Origin of the sequence: Paenibacillus macerans (assembly GCF_050565405.1) — a bacterium.
GTDB lineage: Bacteria > Bacillota > Bacilli > Paenibacillales > Paenibacillaceae > Fontibacillus > Fontibacillus macerans_B.
In genome coordinates, this window is record NZ_JBNYYG010000009.1 from 64,492 (window position 1) to 88,688 (window position 24,197).

General features: G+C 56.6%; 18 protein-coding genes and 2 pseudogenes. 6 read left to right on the top strand and 14 right to left on the bottom strand.

From position 1 onward, the window contains the following. Positions 1–63: 63 nt before the first annotated feature. Positions 64–687, bottom strand: a complete 624-nt coding sequence (locus tag ACQ4N8_RS08705) for an SGNH/GDSL hydrolase family protein (protein ID WP_430703956.1) — start codon at positions 685–687, stop codon at positions 64–66. 201 nt (positions 688–888) lie between these two features. Between ACQ4N8_RS08705 and ACQ4N8_RS08710 the strand changes: the two genes are divergently transcribed. After that, positions 889–1,434, top strand: a complete 546-nt coding sequence (locus tag ACQ4N8_RS08710) for a hypothetical protein (protein WP_430703957.1) — start codon at positions 889–891, stop codon at positions 1,432–1,434. A gap of 590 nt (positions 1,435–2,024) precedes the next feature. On the opposite strand, the gene ACQ4N8_RS08715 is transcribed toward ACQ4N8_RS08710, so the two are convergent. After that, on the bottom strand, positions 2,025–2,888 hold the full coding sequence (locus tag ACQ4N8_RS08715) for a DUF6612 family protein (protein WP_430703958.1): 864 nt from the start codon (positions 2,886–2,888) through the stop codon (positions 2,025–2,027). Between the two features lie 282 nt (positions 2,889–3,170). Here ACQ4N8_RS08715 and ACQ4N8_RS08720 point away from each other — a divergent pair, with 282 nt between their 5' ends. From ACQ4N8_RS08720 to ACQ4N8_RS08730, 3 genes and pseudogenes are all read left to right on the top strand, one after another. Then, positions 3,171–3,764: a DUF1273 domain-containing protein gene (locus tag ACQ4N8_RS08720; RefSeq protein ID WP_430703959.1), complete on the top strand. Its 594-nt coding sequence runs from the start codon at positions 3,171–3,173 to the stop codon at positions 3,762–3,764. Positions 3,765–3,908: 144 nt separating this feature from the next. Continuing rightward, positions 3,909–5,528: an alpha-glucan family phosphorylase gene (gene glgP, locus ACQ4N8_RS08725; protein ID WP_430703960.1), complete on the top strand. Its 1,620-nt coding sequence runs from the start codon at positions 3,909–3,911 to the stop codon at positions 5,526–5,528. Positions 5,529–5,895: 367 nt separating this feature from the next. Continuing rightward, positions 5,896–6,189 (top strand): annotated as a pseudogene (locus tag ACQ4N8_RS08730) (phosphodiester glycosidase family protein); the annotation flags it as partial. 114 nt (positions 6,190–6,303) lie between these two features. On the opposite strand, the gene ACQ4N8_RS08735 reads toward ACQ4N8_RS08730, so the two are convergent. From ACQ4N8_RS08735 to ACQ4N8_RS08765, 7 genes are all read right to left on the bottom strand, one after another. Continuing rightward, positions 6,304–7,497, bottom strand: a complete 1,194-nt coding sequence (locus ACQ4N8_RS08735) for a sugar ABC transporter permease (RefSeq protein WP_430703961.1) — start codon at positions 7,495–7,497, stop codon at positions 6,304–6,306. Positions 7,498–7,499: 2 nt separating this feature from the next. Further along, a complete protein-coding gene (locus ACQ4N8_RS08740; RefSeq protein WP_430703962.1) occupies positions 7,500–9,011 on the bottom strand; it encodes a xylose ABC transporter ATP-binding protein in 1,512 nt (503 codons plus the stop codon). Positions 9,012–9,131: 120 nt separating this feature from the next. Then, the gene (gene xylF / locus ACQ4N8_RS08745; RefSeq protein WP_430703963.1) at positions 9,132–10,238 is read right to left on the bottom strand and encodes a D-xylose ABC transporter substrate-binding protein; all 1,107 of its coding nucleotides are present in this window, start codon (positions 10,236–10,238) and stop codon (positions 9,132–9,134) included. Between the two features lie 267 nt (positions 10,239–10,505). Beyond that, positions 10,506–12,071 carry a helix-turn-helix domain-containing protein gene (locus ACQ4N8_RS08750; protein ID WP_430703964.1) on the bottom strand — a complete coding sequence of 522 codons (1,566 nt, stop codon included), beginning with the start codon at positions 12,069–12,071 and terminating at the stop codon, positions 10,506–10,508. Positions 12,072–12,144: 73 nt separating this feature from the next. After that, on the bottom strand, positions 12,145–13,587 hold the full coding sequence (locus tag ACQ4N8_RS08755) for a sensor histidine kinase (RefSeq protein WP_430703965.1): 1,443 nt from the start codon (positions 13,585–13,587) through the stop codon (positions 12,145–12,147). After that, positions 13,584–14,573, bottom strand: a complete 990-nt coding sequence (locus tag ACQ4N8_RS08760; protein WP_430703966.1) for a sugar-binding protein — start codon at positions 14,571–14,573, stop codon at positions 13,584–13,586. The genes ACQ4N8_RS08755 and ACQ4N8_RS08760 overlap by 4 nt, the downstream gene beginning before the upstream one ends. 907 nt (positions 14,574–15,480) lie before the next feature. Next, a complete protein-coding gene (locus ACQ4N8_RS08765) occupies positions 15,481–16,464 on the bottom strand; it encodes a Gfo/Idh/MocA family protein (RefSeq protein WP_430704003.1) in 984 nt (327 codons plus the stop codon). A 226-nt stretch (positions 16,465–16,690) separates the two neighbouring features. Between ACQ4N8_RS08765 and ACQ4N8_RS08770 the strand changes: the two genes are divergently transcribed. Beyond that, positions 16,691–17,446 (top strand): SGNH/GDSL hydrolase family protein, encoded by a 756-nt coding sequence (locus tag ACQ4N8_RS08770; RefSeq protein WP_430703967.1) that lies wholly within the window; start codon positions 16,691–16,693, stop codon positions 17,444–17,446. A 527-nt stretch (positions 17,447–17,973) separates the two neighbouring features. Here the strand turns inward: ACQ4N8_RS08770 and ACQ4N8_RS08775 are convergent. Then, the gene (locus tag ACQ4N8_RS08775) at positions 17,974–18,435 is read right to left on the bottom strand and encodes a hypothetical protein (RefSeq protein WP_430703968.1); all 462 of its coding nucleotides are present in this window, start codon (positions 18,433–18,435) and stop codon (positions 17,974–17,976) included. Positions 18,436–18,577: 142 nt separating this feature from the next. Then, the gene (locus ACQ4N8_RS08780) at positions 18,578–19,771 is read right to left on the bottom strand and encodes an ABC transporter substrate-binding protein (RefSeq protein ID WP_430703969.1); all 1,194 of its coding nucleotides are present in this window, start codon (positions 19,769–19,771) and stop codon (positions 18,578–18,580) included. A 54-nt stretch (positions 19,772–19,825) separates the two neighbouring features. Here ACQ4N8_RS08780 and ACQ4N8_RS08785 point away from each other — a divergent pair, with 54 nt between their 5' ends. After that, positions 19,826–20,818: a DMT family transporter gene (locus tag ACQ4N8_RS08785; RefSeq protein ID WP_430703970.1), complete on the top strand. Its 993-nt coding sequence runs from the start codon at positions 19,826–19,828 to the stop codon at positions 20,816–20,818. A 119-nt stretch (positions 20,819–20,937) separates the two neighbouring features. On the opposite strand, the gene ACQ4N8_RS08790 is transcribed toward ACQ4N8_RS08785, so the two are convergent. The 3 genes and pseudogenes from ACQ4N8_RS08790 to ACQ4N8_RS08800 all read right to left on the bottom strand — a co-directional run bounded on the left by ACQ4N8_RS08790 (position 20,938) and on the right by ACQ4N8_RS08800 (position 24,194). Further along, positions 20,938–21,444, bottom strand: coding sequence for a CYTH domain-containing protein (locus ACQ4N8_RS08790; RefSeq protein WP_430703971.1), 507 nt, complete (start codon positions 21,442–21,444; stop codon positions 20,938–20,940). A 152-nt stretch (positions 21,445–21,596) separates the two neighbouring features. Then, a pseudogene (locus tag ACQ4N8_RS08795) lies at positions 21,597–23,200 on the bottom strand (amidohydrolase). Between the two features lie 34 nt (positions 23,201–23,234). Next, positions 23,235–24,194, bottom strand: a complete 960-nt coding sequence (locus ACQ4N8_RS08800; protein ID WP_430703972.1) for an alpha/beta fold hydrolase — start codon at positions 24,192–24,194, stop codon at positions 23,235–23,237. Positions 24,195–24,197: the final 3 nt, after the last annotated feature.

A 24,197-nucleotide genomic window follows, 5' to 3' on the forward strand; every position in this document is an offset into this window, starting at 1 on the left:
GTTTAACGATCGTTTATCCCCTTCGATTATACCTCTTACCGGGCCGCCGTAGGAAATCGGGGCCTAGATCCGGACGGCCTTGATCCAGGCGTCGGCGATCAACGCGTGCCCCGCCGGCGAGGGATGAACGCCGTCCGGCGACCAGTACGCCGGCTCCGCCTTCGTCGAGGCGGCGGCGAACAAGCCGTCGAGCGGCACGTACAACGCGCCGAACTCGCGCGCCAGATCGCGCACGACCGCAATCTTCGGATCAAGATCGGCGCGCCACTCGCGGCGGTCCTCCGGCACCGGGAGCACGAACGGCTCGATCAGGATCAGTCCCGCATCCAGCTTCTCCCGCGTACGCTCGAGAATATTGCGGTACACCGCCTCAAACTGCTCCGCGGTCGTCTCGTCGTTATTATCGTAATGCCGCCAGGTATCGTTAATGCCGATATAGATCGACACCCAGGTCGGCTTCAGCTCCAGGCAGTCGCGATCCCAACGATTCTGCAAATCGACGGCCCGGTTTCCGCTAATGCCGCGATTCAAAAACGTAAGGTTTTTCTCCGGAAACAAATACCCCAACCGCGAAGCAATCAGCAGCGGGTATCCTGCGCCAAGCGATGCCCCGTCCTCATAATTCCTGCCCCAGTCCGTAATGCTATCCCCTTGGAACAGGATGACATCCTTCTCCTTAAACGCCATCGCTCTCAATCCTCCATTTCGATTCAGGCATGCAAGCCTATTATAATGGAATCCCCTTCCCGCCGAAATAGCGGTCTGTGATATAATCGATGGGCGTGATTTGTTCCGGGCAGGTATGCCGGAATTGCCCCGGGTGCATACAGGTTAATGGCTTTGGGCAAACATAGTCCCGCTAAAAAGGTCTTGAGAGGTTGGACAAACATGCTGACATTTGAGCAAAAACTTGGCATCCTGGAATCGTTCCCCGAGCTTGAGCGCAAAAACGTATCGCTCGGGCGGATCAATTTCCATTACGAAGGCAGCGCTTACGAGAAAAAAACCGTCGTCTACCACCTGCATCCGGGCGGCAACGGGTTCGTTTACGCCGGCCTGCTGCAGGGCTATGACGCCGATGACAAAGGCTTCGTCAATATCCGCGATTTGGATGAGAAGGAGCTGCGCAGTCTGGTACGGCAGTCGATCGATTCCTTATCCGTTCGGGACGGCGGATTGCCCGGCACTCTCTCCGCAACCGCCCCTGGCTCTCCGGGCCGCTCGGAAGGAACAGCCGAAAGCGAAGCCTCCGCTTCGCGCAGCAGCTCCCCCGGCGGACTGTGGACCAATGCCAAAGGCGAGAAGCTGACGCTGAAATACGAGGACGATCTTTGGTATATTTACTCCGGCTTGAGCCTGGAAATGGCTTTCGAGACCCGCGAGGAAGCCGGCGAATATTTGCAAGAGGAAGGCTTTGCGCCGCAAAAGGGCTGATTCGCGCCGAAGCCGGTTGGTGTTATGGAGTCTCTCGATTGCACCGTTCCCTGTTCATCCGCTTCACCCATTGAACATGCCGCCGCGGCGGCATGTTTTTTATTTCGCCAAACCCCTTAAAAAAAATAATTCAAATTTGTTCAAAAAAATGTTTGAATTTAGACACAAAATGTTCAATAATTAGATATGACACAAATTGTTCACAATTTGAAGGCCAGTGAAATGAAAAGGGGCGGATCCTCATGTGGCAACCGGGACACAAACTAAATGGCAATGCTTTTCTGTGGATTATTGGGTTGGGCACGTTCTATGCCGTGTTCTATACGGTGTTTACTCTACTCTCGATTCACGGCCAGTAACCCCCCGCTTTTGTAACCGCTATCACCATAAAATGAGCGCCGATACTGCCGTCTTTGTCTGCAGACCCACAACACTTTCGCCTAAAGACAAACCGCTGAGCCGGTCGCAAAAGACCAGGTTCGGCGGTTTGATTTCCAAGCTATGATTCACTATGATTCAAATCCCATAACGTCTTTATGTCGAGTTAAGCAAGCTGTATGTATGGAATGTTGCAGGTTGGGTGGACCAGCTTAGGCTGCGCTGTCCAATACCTCTTGCGGCACTTTGATTTCGGCGAGTTCGTTATGCTTGGAAATCGTGCTGTTCATTTTCATTTCAAGCGATACGCTTTGGCCTTCCGCTTCCATGTCCAGGGTCATCTCGATGTTGGACTTTGTAGGGAAGAAGGTTTCCTTGTTAACGGCATAGGTGATTTTGATATCCTTGATGTTCATTTGTTCCATCATCGCTGCCGTTTGTTCGTTAGCGCTCCCTGATTGGTCCATGAGCGATTTGGCGAGTTCTTTTACCCCATCGCCGGACACTTCGGCCGTAAGGACGTATTCGTCTCCTTCTTCCGTCACCTTCGTCTCGCCGGCAATCGACTTAAACTGCTCAAGCTGCTTCTCCGGACTGACCGATTGTTCCAGTCCCGTTAGCAGTTGATCCTTTGTATTATCAGGAAGTTTCATCCAGTTCCCGTCCATGTTGGAAAAGACACCTTCGTCGGTAATATACTGCTTGATCTCCTGGTTTCCGCTGCCCGGAACCGACATTTGAATTTCCTGATACATTTCCAGCGGATCTTTCGTTGTATCGATCTTCATCGTCATGTCGACCTTCTGATCCTGTTTCTGATCTCCCTGGGTCATGGAAATATTCTGGTTCACGCTCGCTTCCATCGAAAAGCTGTTGAGTCCGTCGCTGGCCTCCATGGTTTTTTGAATCAGTTCATCCAAGGTCAACGCGTTGTTTTCTCCTGCGCCTTGCGCATTGTTCGTCCCGTTCTGGGCCGCTCCCCCGTCGCCAGCTCCATTTGCCCCCTTCTCTTGTCCGCATGCGGTCATGCCGAATGCCAAAATCACTCCCAATAGTACTACGGTCCATCTTCTCACTGAGTTGTCCTCCTAAATTATGTATTCTTCATCATATTAATCAATGACCCCGGTCGGGTAACAGGTCAAATAGTCCAATTTCAACGCGGATTACGGTCCTGTTTATTTAGTTAATTCGAACTAGATTAGTGCTTATTTCCCTTTAGTGAAAACATTCACAACTCTTGTCCTGCCTGGGATTTCAACGTTAGAGCACTTTCGTGCTTTCAGAAAACTTCAACGGAAGTTTATAATGATAGTTGCTCCACCTTTTTCATTAAGAACAATAAGGAGATTCAACCCTTGAAAAATATACTCGTCACCGGTTACCGCGCACATGAACTCGGCATATACAGCAATAAGCACCAAGGCATTCCATATATCCGCCAGGCGATCGAAGGCCGCCTCGTCCCCCTGCTGGAGGAGGGGCTCGAGTGGGTGATTACCCCCGGACAATACGGCGTTGACCTTTGGGCCTGCGAAGCCGTGTTCGAGTTGAAGAAGCGGTATCCCCAGCTGAAATGCTCGATCATCACCGCCTACAGCCATCAGGAAGAAAAATGGAGCGACGAGAAAAAAAGCTACTACGAACAAATCCTTCGCCAAGTCGACCATTATGCGGCTGCGAGCAAGGAGGGGTACATTGGACGCTGGCAGTTTACCGCCCGGGACGAGCTGTTGTTCCGTAAAACGGACGGGCTCCTGCTCGTTTACGATGAAGATGCGGGGGAGGCCAGCCCGAAATTTTTCAAAGAACGCGCCTTGAAGAAGCAAGCCGAAACCGGCTATATCTACCTGAACATCGGTTCCGAGGAAATCCAGGCGATCGCCAATGACGATCAGGAACTGGCTTACGCCGACAGCGATTATCGCCCGGATGAGCCCGATCCGGCTTGAAATGCCGCGTGCCCCCTCTTGCCTCTCCCTTCCCCTTGTCCTCCGGTGACTTTAGTCACCTTCCATGGCCCAGCGTACTACACTAATAGCAGAAATCCGTTTACAAGCAGCATGACAAATGGCATACCACAAGGAGGTATTCCCATGAACGAACGGCAACTGCCCACCGTTGCTTATTTCAGCATGGAGTACGGACTTCATTCCGATTTTAAAATGTACGCCGGAGGGCTCGGCATTCTGGCCGGCGATTTCATCAAAGGAGCCAAAGATATCGGCGCGCCGCTCGTCGGCATCGGCATCAAATGGAAACAAGGGTATACCGATCAGCGGATCGGGGACGACGGCCGACCGTACGATACGTTTGCGAGCAACGAATATGATTTTCTTGAGGATACCGGGGCAACCGTCACGGTTACGATCAAAAACGCCGAGGTAGCCTGCAAGGTCTGGAAGACCGAGAAGTTCGGCAACAATCCGTTGTATTTGCTGGACGCCGACCTTCCGGGAACCGGGAACGCGTGGATCACCGAGCGCCTGTACGGCGGGGGCTTCGGCGAAGAGCGGATCGCCCAGGAAATCGTGCTAGGCATCGGCGGGGCCAAGGCGCTGCGGGCGCTGCAGATCCCGGTCGAGGTCTATCATTTCAACGAAGGGCATGCCGCTTTGGCCGCCACGGAGCTGATCCGGGAAAAAATGCAGGCCGGACTGACCTTCGAGTCCGCCTGGCGCGAGACTCGCGAAGAGGTCGTATTCACGACCCACACGCCGGTGCGTGAAGGCAACGAAGCCCATCCGCTGGAGCTGCTGGAGCGCATGTCCGCTTACAACGGGTTAAGCCGCGACCAGATGGAGCGGATCGGCGGCAATCCGTTTAACATGACCGTAGCGGGCCTGCGGTTGTCGCGGCTCTCCAACGCCGTCGCCGCATTGCATGCCGAGACCGCGCGCGGCATGTGGAAGGACGTGGCCGGTCGTTCGGAAATCATCGGAATTACGAACGCGATCCACCTGCCGACCTGGGCCGATCCGCGGATCATCCGCGCTTATGAAGAGAACGGCGATCTCTGGTCCGCCCATATGGAGATCAAACGCGAGTTGATCGGATTTATCCGCGAGCGCTCGGGCATCGCCTTGAATCCCGACCGGCTGTTGATCGGCTTCTCGCGCCGGGCCGCACCCTACAAACGCAGCGACCTGATCTTTTCCAAATCCGAAGTGATCGCCCCTTATCTCGAATCCGGCCAAATCCAAATCGTCTTCTCCGGCAAGGCCCATCCGAACGACGAAACCGGCAAGCAAATCGTCAGCAATCTGGTCGGGATGATGAAAAAATATCCGAAGAGCGTCGTGTTCCTGGAAAACTACGATATGACGATCGGCGCCATGCTCACCCGCGGTGCGGACGTCTGGCTGAACAATCCGCGCCGGCCCTTGGAAGCGAGCGGCACTTCCGGCATGAAAGCGGCCGTCAACGGCGTGCTCAACTGCTCGATCCTGGACGGGTGGTGGCCGGAGGCGTGCCTGGACGGCGATAACGGGTGGCAAATCGGGGACGGCTTCGAATCGGACGATCCGGGGGTGCTGGACCGCCATGACAGCGAAGCGCTGTACGATACCCTGCTCGGCCGCGTGGTACCAACCTATTACGAGGACCAACCCAAGTGGGTGCGGATGATGCGAAGAAGCATCGAGACGACGCGCGAAGCTTTTTCGACGAAACGGATGCTGGAAGAGTATTACCGGAAGCTGTACATCCGGAAATAACCAAAAGCAAGGAAGGGAATGGCGATGCGAGGGGGGTCTGCATCGCCATTCCCCGTTTTTTACTCCGATAATATATTGAACGAAAAATCGTACAATTACCGTCCGTTTTAGGGGAAATGGAATGAGTTTGTACGATTTATCGTACAAAAAAGGAGGGGGTGGCAAGTAAATGGAGGGGTTTATACGAAAAATCGTGCCTATTGGCTATCCATGGACCGGAAAAAGCCGGTTTGTACGAAATTTCATCATTTCCCGGCTTTTTCCGATATTACATAAAGAGATAGCTAACCACACAAGGGAAAAGGAGAAACCGTTTCGATGAAGAGAACCCGCACCATGAAAAACATGCTGTCCTTAGGGATCGCCTAACGGGACGTTTTTCAATGCGTATACGCCCGATGCCTATAAAGCCCCATACGGCTACATCGTTAGCGGCGGCGGCACGAGAAGCGCCCTCGGCCTCACGCGGGACCACAAGCTGATCCTGCTGACCACCACCGGAGGCACGACGATCCCGCAGCTGGCGGAAATCATGAGGCAGGCCGGCGCGCATCAAGCGATGAACCTTGATGGCGGCGCATCCAGCGGTTTGTATTACAACGGCAAATATTTGACGACGCCGAGCCGCAAAATCAGCAACGCGCTGCTTGCAACCTATTAATAAAGCTTGACATCCCCCAAAAAAAGCGCAAGCGAACAAACGGCACTTCCACGGGAGATCGAAATCCGATCCCCGGCAGAAGTGCCGTTTGTTTTGGGTGCTTAGCCGTTCGACTTATTTAACCCCTTTGCGGCGGTTGGAAATATCCAACCAGACGGCAAAGACGAGAATCGAGCCTTTCACCACGTACTGCCAGAACGACTCCAGCCCCATCAGCGACATCCCGTTGTCCAACGACGTCATGACGAGCGCACCGATCAAGGCGCCAAGCACGGTTCCCGCGCCGCCCATCAGCGAAGTTCCGCCGATGACGCATGCGGCGATCGCATCCATTTCCGCCATGTTTCCGGCGGTGATCGTCGCCGAAGCGAGGCGCGACGTCAGCACGATCGAAGCGATCGAGCCGAGCAGGCCGCTGAACAGGAAGACCGTCATCGTTTTGCGGCGGATATTGATGCCGGACAGGCGGGCCGCTTCGATGTTGCCGCCGATGGCGTAGATATGGCGGCCGAAGGTCGTCTTCGTCGACAGGAAGAAGAAGATGGCGGCCAGCACGATGACGAAAATGATCGGGAACGGAATCCCTTTATAGGCGTTCATCACCAGCACGAACGCCACGACCAGCAGGGATAGTGCCGCCATTTTGATGATGTCCACGGCAAACGGCGATACCTCGAAGCCGTATTTCAACCGCGAGCGGCGTTTGCGCAGCGTGCTCCAAACGACGAGCCCGATGGCCAATACGCCGAGGATGATCCCGAAGCCTTGGGCGAAATAAGCGTTGCCCAGCAGCGCCAGTACCTTGTCGGATACCGGAATCGTCATTGATTCGGTCACGCCCATCAGTACGCCGCGGAACACGAGCATACCCCCTAGCGTAACGATAAATGCGGGGATCATTTTATAGGCGACGAGCCAGCCCTGCAGCAGGCCCAATACCGCACCGGCCGCCAGCGTGCCGATAATCACGACGATAGCCGGCAGCCCCAGCCAGTTGCTGAGAATAGCGGCGATCCCGCCGGTAAGGCCGACAATCGAACCGACCGAAAGGTCGATATGCCCGGCCACAATGACGAGCACCATGCCGATGGCCAAAATCGAAGTCACCGACATTTGCGTAAACAGATTGGATAAATTTCTCGCGGTCAAAAACGTTGGATCCAGCAGTCCGAACAACACCCAAATCAGTACCAGGGCTCCGACCATCGTATAGGCGCGCACGTCCATTTTTCCGAACAGGCTGCCCCAGAGCGACGTTTTTGCTGCGGAGTTGTTCGTTGGTTGTCCCAGTTCCTTTTGAAGCTCCATGTTTATTTCCCTCCCGTTGCGGCTTGCATGATATTTTCTTGGGTCGCCTCGCGCCAGTCGTACTCCCGGACGAATTTGCCTTCGCTCATGACCAGAATCCGGTCGCTCATGCCGAGCACCTCCGGAAGCTCAGAGGAAATCATGATAATGGCCACGCCCTGCTCGACCAACTGGTTCATCAGATGATAGATTTCATACTTGGCCCCGACGTCGATGCCTCGGGTCGGTTCGTCCATGATCAGGATTTTCGGATCGGACATCAGCCATTTGCCGATGACGACCTTCTGCTGGTTCCCCCCGGACAGCGTCCCTACAGGGGTCTCCAGCGAGGCGGTTTTCGTCTTCAGATCATGCACGTATTTGAGTCCCCATTTAATCTCTTCGTTATCGTTAATGACGCCAAGGCTCGATACCTTGCTCATCGTCGCCATCGTGGTGTTGGTCTTCACATCCATTCCCATGACCAGCCCCTGGCGTTTGCGGTCCTCGCTGACGAGCGCGATCCCCGCCTTGATGGCGTCCGACACGGAACGAATCCGCACCGGCTTGCCTTCGATGAGCACCTCGCCCGCCGCCCGGCCTCCGTAAGCGCCGAACAGGCTGCTTACCAGCTCGGTGCGTCCGGCTCCCATCAATCCGGCAATGCCGAGGATTTCCCCCTTGCGCAGCGTCAGAGTCGCATCCTTGATCACTTTCTGATTGCGTTTCTCCGGATGCCATACATTGTAGTTGCGCACCTCCAGCACGACGTCCGACGGGGTATGCGGAACCCGGGGATACCGTTCGGTCAGCTCCCGGCCGACCATCAGCGACACGACCTGGTCGTCATCCGTCTCCTTCCGGTCCAGCGTCGCTACGGTATGGCCGTCGCGCAGCACCGTAATCGAGTCGGCCAGCGCAAACACCTCCGGCATTTTGTGCGAGATGTATACGCAGGACACGCCTTCGCGGCGTAGCTGATTCAGGATGTCCATCAGGATCGCCACTTCGCTTTCGGTCAAAGCGGCCGTCGGCTCATCCAGAATCAGAATCTGCGTATGCTTGGACAACGCTTTGGCGATCTCCACCAGCTGCTGCTGGCCGATGCCGAGGCTGCCGATTTTGGTGTCGGGGGAAATATGCAACCCGACCCGCTTCAACCACTGGGCTGCGTTATGGTATAACTCATCCCACTGAATCGCGCCGCGCTTGGTCGGCTCGGCTCCCAGAAAAATGTTCTCGCCCACCGTCATCTCCTTCACGAGCGCAAGCTCCTGGTGAATGATGGCGATGCCCGCCTTTTCCGCATCGGTAATGTTATGAAACTGTTTTTTCTCGCCGCCGATGACGATATCGCCGCCGTAGGTACCCGCCGGATAAAGTCCGCTCAGCACCTTCATCAGCGTCGATTTGCCCGCTCCGTTTTCGCCGCAAAGCGCATGGATTTCGCCTTTGCGCACCTTGAAGTTGACGCGATCGAGGGCTTTGACGCCAGGAAACTCTTTGCTGATATTCACCATTTCCAACACATGCATAGGCTTAACTCTCCTTCTTTAGCCCAATAATCGGCAGATGCGCGAAACCAAGGAGACGCTTAATCGCTCCCTGGTTATCGCACGTTAGCCTACTGTCTTTTCCAGTTCAACTACGGCCGCTTATTGCTGAGGCCATTGATCCTTTGGAACGTTTTTATAAACATCTTCCACCTTGTGGAATCCGTCCTCGATGACGGTGTTCAGGCTTTCTTTGTCGACCGGAATCGGGTCAAGCAGCACGGATGGAACATCTACTTTGCCGTTGTTGACGGTTTTGTCGGTTTTGATCTCCTCGCCCTTGGCTGCCGAAACCGCCATTTCCGCGGCCGTGGTGGCAATAGATTTGATCGGTTTATATACAGTCATCAGCTGCGTGCCTTCGGCGATCCGCTGTACGGCGGCCAAGTCGGCGTCCTGCCCGGATACCGGGATTTTGCCGGCCATGCCCTGCGCGGTCAACGCTTGAATCGCCCCGCCGGCCGTACCGTCATTTGCCGCTACTACGCCTTGCACGTCGTTTTTGTTCGCGGTCAGCGCGTTTTCCATGTTTTTCAGCGCTTCTTCCGGCTTCCAGTCCTTGGAGAATTGGTCATAGACGATTTTGATGTCGCCTTTTTCCTCAAGCGGCTTCAGCACGCTCATCGCGCCTTCCTTGAACATGTGCGCGTTGTTGTCGGTATCCGCTCCGCCGATGTACACGATGTTGCCCTTCGGAGCCTTGTCGATCACGGCGCGGGCTTGCAGTTCGCCGACCCGGACGTTATCGAAGGAAATGTAGTAGTCGACGTCGGAGTTGTTGATCAGCCGGTCATAAGCGATGACCTTGATCCCTTCTTTGTGCGCTTTCTCTACGATCGGAGCCGTCGCTTCCGCGTTGTGGGCGATAACGACCAGCACGTCGACGCCTTGGGAAATAAGTTGTTCCGCCTGGCTGAGCTGCGTCGCGTCATCGCCGTTGGCCGCCAGCACTTTCACTTCGCCGCCAAGCTCTTCTACCTTGGAAGTGAAAATATCGCGGTCCTTCTGCCAGCGTTCTTCCTTCAGCGTGTCCATCGACATCCCGATGACGATTTTGCCGTCGTCTCCGCCGGCCGCCGAGCTGCCGCCCGCATTGTTCTTCGTATTGCCCGCGCTGCTGCCGTCCGAAACGACCCCGCAGCCTGCCAGGGAGGAAGCCAACAAAATGGCCGCCAAGCTTAACCGTACAAAATGACTATGTTTTTTCACTATGCCTACGCCCCTTTTCACTTGTTTCATGGATGATTGCGCTTACAAATAAATCTTAGCATCGCATCGGCCGCTGCGGGTTGGCCATTGCCTGCACTTCTTTGCGCTCTATCTGCATTTCGTTGCTGCCGGATGTAATGAAATACATCGGCCTTATTTTCACTGGATAAATTTGTGCTGAAAGCGCAAAAAAGTCCTTGTCTAGGACAAGGACTCGGGCATTAAACGCTGCCGGCAGGCGAACTCTGCCCGGAAGACGCGACAACACTATTCAATAAGCTGGCGATATTCGGTCGGCGTCATGCCGGTCGCCTTTTTGAACACTCGGCTGAAATAGTTGGGATCCTTATAACCGGCCTCGTAACAAATTTCCTTCAGGCTGAGCCGCCTTTCCGCGATCAGTTTCTTCGCTTCCTCGATGCGCAGCCGGGTCAAATAGTCGCTGAAGTTCTCCCCCGTCTGCAGCTTAAACAATTTGCTGAAATAATACGGGCTGAGATTGACGTATTCGGCGCTCTGCTCCATCGAGATATCCTCTTTGAAGCGTTGGCCGATGTACAAAAGCGCGCGCTGCAGCACATGCGAGCGGCTGCGTTCCTTCTGCTCCCGCAGCCCGTCGATCCAGCCGCCGAGCCGGCGCAGCGCCCCTTCGCGCAGTGAAGCCGGGTCTTCGAAGGCGCTGAGCCCTTCGATCAATTCGGAGCCGTCGCCGGCCTGCACGCCACGGCATAAATACAAGAGCAGCCCGATCACGTCTCCGCGCAAGCGCGGGAAATGCCGCGGTTCGCTCTGCTCCAGCCGCTCGAACAGCAGCCCGAAGCGCTCCTCCGCCTCCTGCTTGTCATACCGCAGCAAGGCGTCGAGCAGCCTCTTCTCCTCGTCCAGCGGGAGCGTGGGGCGGCCCGTGCTTTCGGCGATGTCGTCGTAGTGGCGGACGCTAACGATATCCTGCTCGTCGGCGCAAACGCGGACCGCTTCGCGATACGAGCGGCTGAGCCCGTCCCAGCCCTCGCGAATGGAGCCGATGCCGACCGACAGCTGCAGCCCGAAGCGCTCCTCCACCTGGCTGCGCAGCCGCTCGCCCCATTCCAGCGCGATGACCCGCTGGGAATAGCCCGGCCGCCCCGGCGGAAACGGAATGAAGAGCGCCATTTGATGGCCCACCACCGGGCTGACGATGCAGTTCAGGCTCGGCTTTACCCATTGCTTGACGGCGTCGTAGATTTCTTTCTTGACCAACTGGAAATTGGCCCATTCCCTCGGGGAGTGCTTCGAGAACGATAGCACCATCGCGTATCCTTTGCTCCAATCCAGATTCAGCATGCTTCCCAGCTGCGCCGCTTCCACTTCCTGCACGCACTCCAGCATCAGCATCAGGGCTAGTTCGTTTTCCGCCAGCGGCAACAGCTGGGACAGCTTCTCCTGCAACGCCAACTGCTCGTTCCGGGCCCGTTTCGCCTCCTCGGTCTCGGCCATGAGACTTTTCAGCAAGTCGAGCACTTCCTCCCGCCGCGCCGGCTTCAGCAAATAATCCCGTACGCCCAGTGCGAGCCCCTCCTTCGCGTAAGCGAAATAATCATGGGCGGTGATGATCACGATCTTCGAGCCCGGCTGCCGGGCCATGATTTCCCGCACGGCCTCCAGGCCTTGAATGCCCGGCATTTTGATATCCATGAAGATAAAATCCGGCCGCTCCTCCTCCGCCAGTTGGATCGCCCGCCGCCCGTTCTCCGCATGGATGAACCGGAACGTATCCGGCAGCATATGGCCGATCATGAGCTCCAGGCCTTCCCGTTCCAGCGCTTCGTCGTCCGCAATCAGCAACGTGTACACTTGGTATCCCCCAATCTATTTAATGGCTATTGCCCTATAACAACCTAGCCTCTAGCCTATCCGTCCGCCCTAACTAAGCCAGCGTCCCCGTCCGGCAAGGCAGCGTAAACCTGACGGCCGTTCCCGCTCCTTCTTTGCTGTCAATGGCGATTTCCTGTTCCCCGTCGAAAAAAAGATGCAGGCGCTTGAACACGTTATGCGTCCCGAGCCCGGTCGACTGCCCTTTTCCGCCGAATCTCGGCGCCTCCTCGCGAATCGATTGCAGCAGCATCTGAACCGTTTCCCGATTCATGCCTACGCCGTTGTCGCGGATTTCGATGTCGACGGTGCCCTCGTCATTGCAGGCGATGGACAGCTTCAGAACGGCTCCTTCCTCCATTTGCTCGATGCCGTGCACAAAAGCGTTCTCCAAAATCGGCTGCAGCGTCAGGCACGGAATCATCCGGTCCAGCGCCCGCTCGTCGATGTCCGTCACGAATTCGATGCGATCGCGGAACCGCGCCTTTTGGATGTTCATGTACTCGGTCACATGCTCAACCTCTTCGCGCAGCGGCACCGCCTGATCCAGCTTCTGCAGATTGTAGCGCAGCAGGCGCGACACGGAAACGGCCAGATCGCTCGTTTTGGCCGCTCCTTCGATATAGGCCAGCTTGGAAATCGAGTTCAGCGTATTAAACAGGAAATGCGGATTAATTTGGCTTTGCAGCGTCTTCAGCTCAAGCTCTTTGACCAACCGGTCCTTCTCCAGATTGTTGATGTTCTCGGCCATGAGCTCCTGGATATTATCGATCATCCCGTTAAACGCCCGGCACAGGATGCTGATCTCGTCGTTGCTGTCGCTTTCCGGAGCCTTGGTGTCCATCCGCCCTTTGGAAATTTGCTTGGCAGTGGCTACCAGGCGGCGGATCGGTTCGGTAATGCTGCGGGACAGCCATATCGTCAGCAAGATGCTGAAGGCGGCCGCGGTCACGACGAGCAGGATGCCCAGCTTGTTCAGCTTGTCAGTAGTAAACATCATATCCTCGTAAATCGGTTTGTATTGCGAAAGCTCGAGATCGACCAGTTCCTGGGCTTCCTCGCGGATAAAGCGCTGGGTCTGCTCGGCTTCGATATAAGCCCCCGCCATCGTATTGGAGTCCTGGTAACCGATCTGGTCGATCATCGCTTCGGACTGCTCCAGGAACGTATCGATGATATTCCGGTAGTTCTCGAGCGCGAGGTCGCTCCCCCCGATCGTCTGGAGCCCGTCCAGATCGGACCTTAAGCTCTTGACCGCGTTCAGATGCCGGACGACCTCGGGCAAGCTTTCCGTGTCCATTTGCATGATGAAACGGTTCATCGTCCTCATGTTTTCGCCAACCTCATAGGACACTTCCTTATACAGCAAAATGCGCTTCATCATCAGATGGTAGCTCTCCTGCACATTTTGCCCGCTTTCGAACAGCAAAAAAGACACCGAGCTCATCACCAGTACCAGCAGCGGAATAAACAGAAACAGCTTGCGGCGAATGCTCATAAGCTCTCTCCTTCCTCCACGTTGCCCTCATCCAGCACTTTCACCTCGGTGAAGTATTCCGGCTGCAGCGGCAGTCCCTGGAAATGCTCGTAGAGCAACCGAACGGCGGTATCTCCCATCAAAAAAGGCTGCTGCGCCACCGTCGCTTCGATTTCGCCTTTGCGGATCGCGGCCAGCGTTTCCTTCTGATTGTCAAAGCCGATGATGACCAGATCGTCGCGCTTCCGGCTTTTGGCCGCCTGCAGCACGCCGAGGGCATCGGTCGCGCTCGTGCCGACCATAATGTTGATTTCCGGATGCGTCCGCAGCATGTTCGCCGCCTGCTGGATCGCCTCCATATGCGAGATGTTGGAGCTGCGCACATCGACGATCTCCAGCCCTTCGTGCTCGGCGACGACCTTCTTCAGCCCGTCCAGCCGCTGCAGCTGGCTGGCGGCTTGGTCGCTGCCGATGATCACGCCGATCTTGCCCGTGCCGCCGGTCGTCTGAACGATGAGGCGGCCCAGGCGCTCGCCGGCGGCCAGGTTGTCGGTGCCGACGTAAGCCAGCCGCTTGCTGTCCGGCGCGTCGGTGTCGATCGTCACGACCGGGATGCCGCGTTTCACGGCCTTATCGATGGTCGGGGTGAACTTCTCTTCGTTCAGCCCCTGCACGATGATCGCGTCGACGCGGGCGGCGATCGCTTTTTCCAAGAGGTTCAGCTGCTCCTCCATGTTGTTGCGCACCGCCCCCGTGAACTCGATGTCGATTCCGTATTTTTCCGCCGCCTGGGCCGCGCCTTTCTCGACCATTTCCCAGTAAGGGTGGTAACGCTCCTGCTCGATCAATACGATATGGTAACGCTGCTCGCCGTCCACGGGCTCTCCCTGCAGTTCCTTGACGATGCTGCCGATTTTGCCGGAGTAGCGGGCAAAGCCGATAAACAAATATACCAAAACCACGATGCAGACCATAAGGCCGGCCAGCCACTTTTTGTCCTTGATCATCCTGTTCACCTCATCGACTATCCTACCTTATGACTGAAAACGGTTGCAATGAGAAATTTTCGGCAATCCCGGAGCGGCCATGGTCGCCAATGTGTGGAGCGGCTTACCGGGAGGCGGCTGCGGTGTGGTCGCTACAGCAGAAGGCGGCGAGTACGGGCGCGTGCCATTATGCGGGATCCGGGCGGCCGCTGCTACACCAACACGATAAAAATAAGGGTAATTTATGGCTCTATTTTGCTGTTTGGGCCGCCAATCCGGAAAATAAGGGAACGCCCCGATTCTCCATATCTTTATCCGACCGCCATATGTTCAATCACCCGCTCCTCCCCACTAACGGACCGTAACGACGCTATTTGTCCATTTCCCGGTTATTTCCCGCTGGAACGAACACTAGTAACGCTATTTAGCCTCATCCTACGGTATTTGCAGACATTTTACAGGAATACGCCTCTACGGTCCGTTACGCTTGCTGACTCCTCATTTCAAGGCGTTTAACGTCACTGGAGTCCATTAGAGTTAGTCGGCATGGCGTCCCCCCCTTCGTTCCGGTTCCGGGTTACGGGTTACGGATATGTCGAAAAGCCCAAACCAATAACCGGCTTGGGCTTTGACCTAGCGTGTTTAACGTCGACTGCGACTTATGCGCATGATATTCTGCCGTTTGCGTGTGGAGCAGGCCACAGATTCGCCGCATTTATCAGCATCGGCGTTTATGACACCTCATCCCGTGCCCCGGGATCCCGCATTTTCGCACCTTGCCCCCGGTACCGCGATCATCCGGTGTTCCGCGTTCCCGCCCCTTACCCGCTGCCTGGCCTGTTACCTGCTACCCTTTACCTGCTGCAGGAGCAAACCGAACGTTTCGGGTACGCGAAGCACTCCTCATCCGGACGTTCAGCCGATCCCCCTAACCTTCGTCGGCGGCGTACCGCAGGCCGAATTGGCGTCTCGCGTCCTCCATCAGCTCGGCGACGGCCAGCGAACGGGCATGCGTGTTGATTTGGCTCTCCCGCTGTCCGCTTTGGATCAGCTCGATGAACTCCAGCGCCTCGTAATACATCGACTCCTGCGGCTGGGAGCGCGTCAGCTCCTCGGTCGTTCCGTCGCGGTACAAGATTTTGGCATCGTAGGGCTGATTGATCTTATCGATCACGATCGTCCCGTTTTCGCCCTGGATCTCCGTCGGCAAATAGGAGTCGGTGATTTTCGAGTACATGATCACGCCGTCCATATCCGGGTACCGCACGATCAGGCCGCCTTCCCCGTCGACGCCCGACGAGAGCATGACCGCCGAAGCCTGCACGGATTCGGGCTTCCCGAACAGCGTCACCATCGGGTAAATGCAATAGATTCCCAAATCCATTAATCCGCCGTTGGAAAAAGCGGGGTTAAACGCGTTCAGCACCTTCCCTTGTTTAAAGGCGTCATACCGCGAGGAATATTGGCAGTAGCTGGAGAAATAACGCCGTACCCGGCCGATTTTATACAAATTATCATGGACCGCCCGGAAGTTCGGCATCAGCGTGGATTTCAGGGCTTCCATCAGCAAAACGTCGTTGCGGCGCGCCGCTTCGACCATCCGCCGCACCTCGGCCGCATTGGAAGCCATCGGCTTCTCGCACAACACGTGCTTGCCGTGATCCATCAGCAGGATCGCCTGCTCGGCGTGCATGGAATTCGGGCTGGCAATATAAACGGCATCGACGTCGGGGCTGGCAGCCATTGCCCGAAGATCGGTATATACCTCCGGATCGCCGAATTTGGCGGCAAATTCCTTCCCCTTCTCCTCGGACCGGGAATAAACGGCCGTCAAAACAAATTGTTCCGTTTCCAGAGCCGCTTGAATAAAACGCTCCGTGATCCAGTTCGTCCCAATGGTACCGAAACGTATCAAAGTGATGTCATCCCCTTTTTGAAATGATTTACTCGTATTCTCTCATTCCCTGTGACCTCTTGTCCACTTTCGACGGTAAAAGGAATTCTCTTGCCGGGGAATAACTTACTTGCTTTAAGCGCGAAAATTCATCTACAATAGATGTAACAAGATGTAACGACGTGAAAAGCGGATCATTTACCTGGAAACTCCTTAGGTTTCGAGGCTTGAGAGAGGTGAGACTGTGAGCGAGGACAGCCATGTTTTTTTCAGAAACGAAATCAAGTATATGGTAAGCGGAGACTCCATCTCCAAAGGCGTGATTTACGACGAGACCCGCAGCAAATACATTGTCCTGGAGAATAATTACGTATCGCTGCTGCAGCAGAAGCTGAAGGGCGCGGTCCATAACACCGCCCGGTTCGGCAACACCCTGGTGAAGGGGCTGACGAATCTGAAAAAGGACGTCGAAAAGGATAAGCCCAACATCGTGCTGATCGAATACGGCGGCAACGACTGCGACTTCAACTGGAACGAAATTGCTGACAATCCCGACGCAGAACACAGCCCGAAAACCGACTTCAATATGTTTGAGAACATGCTGACGGAAGCGATCCAGTTCGTCAGAAGCCAGCAAATCACCCCGATCCTGATGAGCCTGCCTCCGCTCAATGCCGACAAGTATTTCAAATGGGTCAGCAAGAACGACCCGGAAGCGGAGAAGAACATCATGAAGTGGCTCGGCAGCGTCACGAAAATCTACTGGTGGCAGGAAAGGTACAACTCCACGATCCTGAAGGTATCGGAATTGACCAAAACGAAGTACATCGACGTGCGCGGCGCGTTCCTGGCGCATCCCGACTATACCCAATTCCTCTGCTCGGACGGCATCCATCCAAACGAGGACGGGCACCGGATCATATGCGACAAGGTGCTCGAGTTCATCCGCAACAACTACAAGTTTTTGCTGCGGGAAGGCGGCGGCTTGGCTTACGAGTAATAGGGGGCCTTAAGCAGGTTTTGGATTTTTCAGGCTGTCGAGAAAGTCTCGACAGCTTTTTTATAATCTATCAGCGTATAAGTTTCGGAGCATCGGCTTCCTGATATCGCAAGAAAAACTAGCTCCAAATGAGGTCTGTATTCTTTCGAAGATCAACACACGCTGCCGGACGCTTTGCATGATTATCCCCTTTGATCAGATAGCCGAGAAATGGACAAAGTTCGCCTCACTCCGGGCCCCTGATCGCTGGCTCCCCTGAACGAGAGGGATAATCGTGCAAAGGCAGCATGAGGGACACCAAGGCCCGAATCCTATAAGGGGTTGCACGGATCGTACAGGAATTTTCCGGGATTTGAGCCAGAAGGGGTGATGGGATGATGATATCTTATCTTGCTCAAGTAATTGCAAATGTACAGCTTTTCGGTCCAGATATTGCCGTTATTTGAAGCTCAAGCCGGAAATCGGCGCTGTCGGCATTATGGTGTAGGCAAGTCGGAGCCATCAAAGGACGCCATCAGGCGTTTTTCTTATTTCCATGGCCGCAGCGCCAATCGTTGGAAATCCAGCCAACCGTATGCATTTACCTGTACTCCAATCAAACGATTATCGAAGTAAGTAGACTGTTTTAAGTGATACAAAAAGGCTAGCGCGGTTTCATCCCCCAACCATCGTTCGGTTTCCCGTACCAACCGAATTCGCTCTCCGAATCCAGCCTCGGATTCGATCTCCAGCAGTCTGGCGTTCAGCCGCTCGCGAATGGGAGCGGATAGATGCCTGCGCACAACATGACGGTCGTCGTACATCAAACGGAGGAAGGACATGACCGTTTCCTCGTCCACAACGGCATTGGCCAGTACAAGATCTGCGGCATCGATTACTTCCGGCCGAATAAAATCCTCATAATCCCGGACTTCGACATCCAGTTTGACCCCGACGGCCGCGCATTGTTCGCTCAACCAGCGGGCGTTTCGCTCCAGTGAATTGTTCATGATGCGGTAGGTCAGCAGCCGTAATGGCCGCTCCGGGCGAATCGCAGGACTCGGTAGGTTAGGCTGCCCCTCCGCCGAATTATGAACCGCCCGGAACTCCGGGCCGGCATCAAAGGGACGTTTATCAACCGGCCTGTCTCCGTTAAGCCCTTTCCGTCTCCATTGCGCTCCACTCGGGAAAAAAGCTGCAAGCCGGACTATAGCGCCGGGGATCAAGTTCCGCATTCATTAGATATGGATTGGCTGCGCGAATGAGCCATTGCTGGAACTCGCTTGACTCCAGCGGTCCCGGCCTGTTCAGTTGAAAGGTCATATAGGTGCATCCGGGCTCCACGCGTTCGATATCGGGCGGCTTTTCGCTGCGGCCGTGCAGTTGAAACGGATGGATATACGGAATCGTCTCCCCGCCGAGCTCGGTTAGTGCCGATGGACGGCGTCCGGTCTCCGGCAGGATCCACAGTTCGACCCGGTCGAGCATAGCGCGGCCCGAAAAATAGGCAGGAAACGCCTCCAGAACTATTCGCGAGTCGTCGTTCTTCGTCACCCGAAACGGTCCGCTTCCGATGGGAAGGCGTGCGAATTCACGGGGCGCAAACCTTGCCGCCGAACGCGGAAGGATCGATGCACGGGGCGAAGCGAGTAGTTGCAGGAGCGGCGTATACGGTCGACGGAGCCTGATCTCGAAACAGTAAGGACCAAGTGTCCGTACCCCGGCCAAAGGCAGTTCCGTCCATTCCGTCCGGCCGAAGTCCGCAGAGGTAAGCCGCTCAAGGGTGTATTTGACATCCTCCGCGTGGAGCTCGGTTTTATCGTGGAAGAGAACGCCTTTACGCAAGTAGAAAGTCCATATTTGTCCCGTACTGTCCGTTTCCCAATAATACGCCAGATTAGGAATCGCCTCGTTGCTCCCATCGATCCGTTGGACGAGCGTATCGAAGATTTGCCGGGCCATGTGCCACTCGGTGCGGCGCAGCGTCCAGGCAGGATCTAGGTTGGGCATGGCGCGGTAAAAGGGCAAGCGCAGCGTATCGACCTGACGGCTCTCGCCGGTGTCCACGCGGTAGCCGAATTGTCCTTCCAGCCACTCGGCAAAACGTTGGCGTATCTCCTCGTCCGCACCATGCTCGTTAAGCAGGCGGATGCCGTCGTGAAAACGTCCCTTGGACGTTGCTTCTTGTGCGAGCAGTAAGGCGACCTCCCCTTCGGAAACGGTCAAGCTGAGCGTCGAACGGTTGCCGCGCCCGCGGCCCGGCACCCAGACGATCCATCCGGCCATACTCAAGCGGTGGACGATCCATTTTACATTACGAGGAGTACAGTGCCATAGGTCGGCCAATTGTACTGGCGACTTGGAATCCGGAGAAAATACGCTGTCTGATGCAGAACGAGCATGAGCAAACCGGAAACTTTTCGCCCCGGCGCCTCACCCAATGCAGCTTCGAAAAGCCATCGAGAGCGCTACGTCTTTGCCGTAGGCGCCGCTGTGCTGGTCACATTGTTGTGGTCAACCTCGTACATTCTAAACAAGTTCGCGTTTCGGAACGATATCGGACCGTTCACATTAGCCGGTCTTCGATACGCCGTGTCGGCAAGCACACTGCTGCTGGTGCGCGTTATCCCGTTGCGCCTGTCCGCATCCCGGCCGGCGCGAAGGGCGGATGTTCCAGCAGACCGGGGGCGCTCCGGCATAAGACCAGCCTATATTTTTCTGCTTGGATTGACCGGTTATCTGATGGCACAGGGGCTGCAGTACGCCGGTCAAATGCTAATAACTCCAACGCAAACGAGCATGGTACTGGCAGTTGGCAATACTGCGGCCTTAGTTGCGCTGGACATCCTTTGGCTCCGCGAAATACGGGGACGCTCGTCGTATCTCGGCATTGCGGCAGCTGTGGCGGGAATCATCATTTTTTATTACCCTTGGAATTTTGGGGGAAGCAGTTTGAAGGGCCTCCTTTTAGTTTTGATCTCTTGCAGCGGGTACGCGGTACATTTGGCGTTATCGAGATATTTGCTCAAGACGGGCAAAGCGGAACCGGGAGACCTGGTATTCCTGCCTATGGTCATAGGCGCCGCAGGCATGTTGACACTGGGGATTGCGCTCGAAGGAGTACCGAACTTCTCCTGGCCGCTTGCAGGTATTCTGCTATGGCTGGGGACTGTCAACGGATCGATCGCCTTCTCCCTGTGGACTTGGAGTCAAAAACGGCTACGCGCCTATGAAAGCAGCCTCATCAATAATCTGATGCTGCCAGAGGTAACGGCATTAGATGTGCTCGTTTTTCATCGCAGCCTTTCACCGGTTGAACTGTCCGGATTGCTGCTTGCCGCTTCCGCCGTGGTGTTCGTGCAGATTTATCCTCGGTTTAACCGCCACTCCTAACAGGGAGGCCATGTGTCGGCTGTACTGGCGGATTTGGATGGCAGTTCCGTTATTTCCGTTTCCGCAGCCTCCGCAATACCGAGTGCCCTTTGCCCCCTAAACTTGCCCACCGTTCCGGCCTACTCGTCCGCTTTGCGCCGCTGCAGATCGCTCCACACCTTTTTGTTGCTGTACTCTTTATTGGTGCTTATATCCGGACCGAACCACGCCGGGGCCTGGAACTCCCGGGCCTGATCCTCCGTCTCGAACTCCACTTCCAACACCGTCAAGTCGAGCTGGTCATAGCAGTCGATTTCCACCACGGTCCCGCCCCACTCGGCGGTGACCCGTCGTTTGGTCAGCGGAATCGCCCGGTGGATCCCGGTGATTTGCCGGTAGATCCCCTCCGAGATCGTGACCTCCACCTCTTCGCGGGACAAGCCGAACCCTTTTTTAAACGTATGGGTAAAATGGACCTCTCCGGTGCGCAAATCCTCGATTCTGCGGACCCGCAGCTCCTGATCCTCATGCAAAGCCAAATACGTCTGATCGATCGCTTGCTCCGACCGTACGACGAGCTGCCCCTCTTTAATCCATCTTTCCGGGTATTCCGGCAACAAAAACTTGCGTTCGATTTCCAGCGGCAATGGATAACCCCCCTTGTCATTGTCATTTTCCTTACGCGAATCTCTTGTCAGTCAACATTCAGTCACCGTTCATATTGGAGTCAGTTGCCCCGGCTATAGCGATATCCATATCATTATACGAATTCATACATAGGAGGACAATCGCTTGCGACTTAAGCGCGATAGCCGATTTCCCCGTTCACCACGGTCATCCGAACCTGAGCGTCCAGCAGGCGCTGCGGGTCGCCGTCCATGATATCCCGGTCGATCACCGTGAAGTCGGCGGCTTTGCCGACCTCGATCGCCCCGCGCTCATCCGCTTCCCCGGCCGCATAAGCGCTGCCGCGGGTGAACAACGCCAGCGCTTCCGCCGTCGTCAGCTTCTCCTCGGGCAGGTAGCCCTCGTGCGCGTCGTCCGGCCTGCGCCGGGCGACGGCCGCATGCAGCCCGAGAAACGGGCTCAGCGGCTCGATCGGCGCATCGCTGCCGCCGGCGCAGACGATCCCGGCCGCCAGCAGCTTCTTCCAGGCGTACAGGTATTCCGTACGCCGCTCCCCTACCCGCTCCAGCACCCAGGGGAAGTCGCTGGCCACGAACCGCGGCTGGATGTCCGCCGCGAGCGGCAGCGCCGCCATGCGCCGCACCAGCCCGGCTTCCAGCACCTGGGCGTGGATCAGCCGGTCCGGGAGCCGGCTGCCCGGCGCCGGCGGGTGCGCCTCCATCGCGCGCAGCGTCAGCTCGGCGCCGCCGTCCCCGATCGCGTGCACCGCGACCGGGAAGCCCTGCCGGCGCGCTTCGCCGACGATTTCGGCGACCCGCTCCTCCGGCTGGATCGCCATGCCCCGCGTCTGCGGCGCGTCGCTGTACGGCTCCTTCAGCAGCGCCGTGCGGCCGCCGATCGCCCCGTCGGCGAACAGCTTGACCGCTCCGATGCGCATCCAGTCGTCGCCGGCGCCGGCGCGCACGCCCAAGCCTTCCGCTTCGGCCAGGAACGGATGGTACAGCAGCTGATGGGTGCGGAAGGCGATCCCTTCCTCGCGCAGCTCGCGGCAAATGCGCAGCATCGTATCGATGCTGCGAGAAAGCGCAGATCCTCGGTATGCGCGGCCGTTAGGCCGAGGCGGAGGGCATCGAGCCAGGCTCGGCGGATGGCCGCCTTCTTCGCGGCATAGTCCGGCTCGGGCTGCACCTTCGCAAACGGCACCGACGCCTCCTCGTACACCCAGCCGTTTAGCCGGCCCGCGGCGTCCCTGCCGTATGCGCCGGAAGCCGGGTCCGGCGCGTCCGCCGAAATGCCCGCCCGCCGGAACGCCTCCGAGTTGGCCAGGTAGGCATGGAAGCAGGTGCGCGTCAGAAAGATCGGGTGCCGCTCGCCGATCGCGTCGAGCTCGTCCAGGGACGGCGCTACGGCCGGCGCGAAGCGGTTCTCGTTCCAGTTCAGCCCGAGAATCCACTCGCCCGGCGGCGTGATGGCCGCGCGCTCCCGCACAAGCCGCAGCATCTCCTCCTTCGAAGCGACGCCGCTAAAATCAAGCATGTCCAGCTTCATCCCATGCATGGACAGATGCATGTGCGAATCGGTCAGGCCGGGAAGCACCACCGCCCCTTCCCAGTCGACGGTTCGCACCTCGCGGCCGGCCAGCTGCAGCTTGAGCTCCGCCGTCCGGCCGATGGCGCGGATGCGGCCCCCTTCCGCATACACCGCATCCGGTTCGCCCGGCCAACCGCAATCTCCTTGACTCCGTAATTTCCCGTTGATAAACAAGGTGCCCTGCATCGGAACCTCTCCTTTCACCCGCGCAAGATGACGATTACATGCCGAGCATGAATTTCATGATTTTGTCTTGCATGCCCGGCAGTCCCTCATGCCCGAAGTCCGGGAAAAGTTCCAGCTTCTTCGGCGCGGGAATGGCGTTATAAGCCGCAAACTGGGTAGAGGGCGGGCAAATTTGGTCCATCAAGCCGATCCCCATCAGCACCTCCGACCGAATGCGGGCGGACAAATGGTGCACGTCGATATAGCCGAGCTTGGCGAAAAGCTCCTCTTCCCGCTCGTGCTGCGGATCGAACCGGCGGAAATAAAGCCGCAGCTCGTCATAGGCGTTCCGGGCCAAGTCCATTTCCCACACTCTGCGGTAGTCAGACAGGAACGGATACACCGACGCGGCCCGGCGGATGCGCGGCTCCAACGCGGCGCAGGCCAACGTGATGCCGCCGCCCTGCGACCAGCCCGTCACGCCGACGCGGTTCTCGTCCACCTCGGGCATGTCCATGGCAATTCCGACTAATTGGACGGCATCAAGGAATATATGGCGGAACAGCATGTTTTGCGGATCCCCGTCCACCCCGCGGATAATATGCCCCTGGAGCGTATTCCCGACGGTGCCGCCAACATCCTCGGATTTGCCGCCTTGCCCCCGGCAGTCCATGGCAAATACGTGGAAGCCCAGCGAAGCGTATCCCAGTTTCTCGGTCCAATCGCCGGCGTTAGCGGAATAGCCGTGGAACAGCACAACGGCCGGACCCGGGCCGTCGGACTTCGCCGGACGCACATATTGGGCATAAATCCGCGCCCCTTTGACTCCGGTAAAATAAAGATGATAACACTCCACGCCCGGCAACTGATAATCGGCCTTCACGAGCTGCAGCTGCGGATCGGTCGCCCGCATTTCCCGCAAAGCGGCATCCCAATAGGCGTCGAAATCCGGCAGCTTCGGATTGATTCCTTGATATTGTCTTAGCTCCTCCAACGGCATATCGATGATCGGCATGTG

What these genes read in the sequence shown, in the direction of transcription:
- ACQ4N8_RS08705 (WP_430703956.1), bottom strand. Translation starts at nt 687, where the DNA reads ATGGCGTTTAAGGAGAAGGATGTCATCCTGTTCCAAGGGGATAGCATT.
- ACQ4N8_RS08710 (WP_430703957.1), top strand. Translation starts at nt 889, where the DNA reads ATGCTGACATTTGAGCAAAAACTTGGCATCCTGGAATCGTTCCCCGAG.
- glgP (WP_430703960.1), top strand. Translation starts at nt 3,909, where the DNA reads ATGAACGAACGGCAACTGCCCACCGTTGCTTATTTCAGCATGGAGTAC.
- ACQ4N8_RS08735 (WP_430703961.1), bottom strand. Translation starts at nt 7,497, where the DNA reads ATGGAGCTTCAAAAGGAACTGGGACAACCAACGAACAACTCCGCAGCA.
- ACQ4N8_RS08740 (WP_430703962.1), bottom strand. Translation starts at nt 9,011, where the DNA reads ATGCATGTGTTGGAAATGGTGAATATCAGCAAAGAGTTTCCTGGCGTC.
- ACQ4N8_RS08755 (WP_430703965.1), bottom strand. Translation starts at nt 13,587, where the DNA reads ATGAGCATTCGCCGCAAGCTGTTTCTGTTTATTCCGCTGCTGGTACTG.
- ACQ4N8_RS08760 (WP_430703966.1), bottom strand. Translation starts at nt 14,573, where the DNA reads ATGATCAAGGACAAAAAGTGGCTGGCCGGCCTTATGGTCTGCATCGTG.
- ACQ4N8_RS08775 (WP_430703968.1), bottom strand. Translation starts at nt 18,435, where the DNA reads ATGAACAATTCACTGGAGCGAAACGCCCGCTGGTTGAGCGAACAATGC.
- ACQ4N8_RS08785 (WP_430703970.1), top strand. Translation starts at nt 19,826, where the DNA reads ATGAGCAAACCGGAAACTTTTCGCCCCGGCGCCTCACCCAATGCAGCT.
- ACQ4N8_RS08800 (WP_430703972.1), bottom strand. Translation starts at nt 24,194, where the DNA reads ATGCCGATCATCGATATGCCGTTGGAGGAGCTAAGACAATATCAAGGA.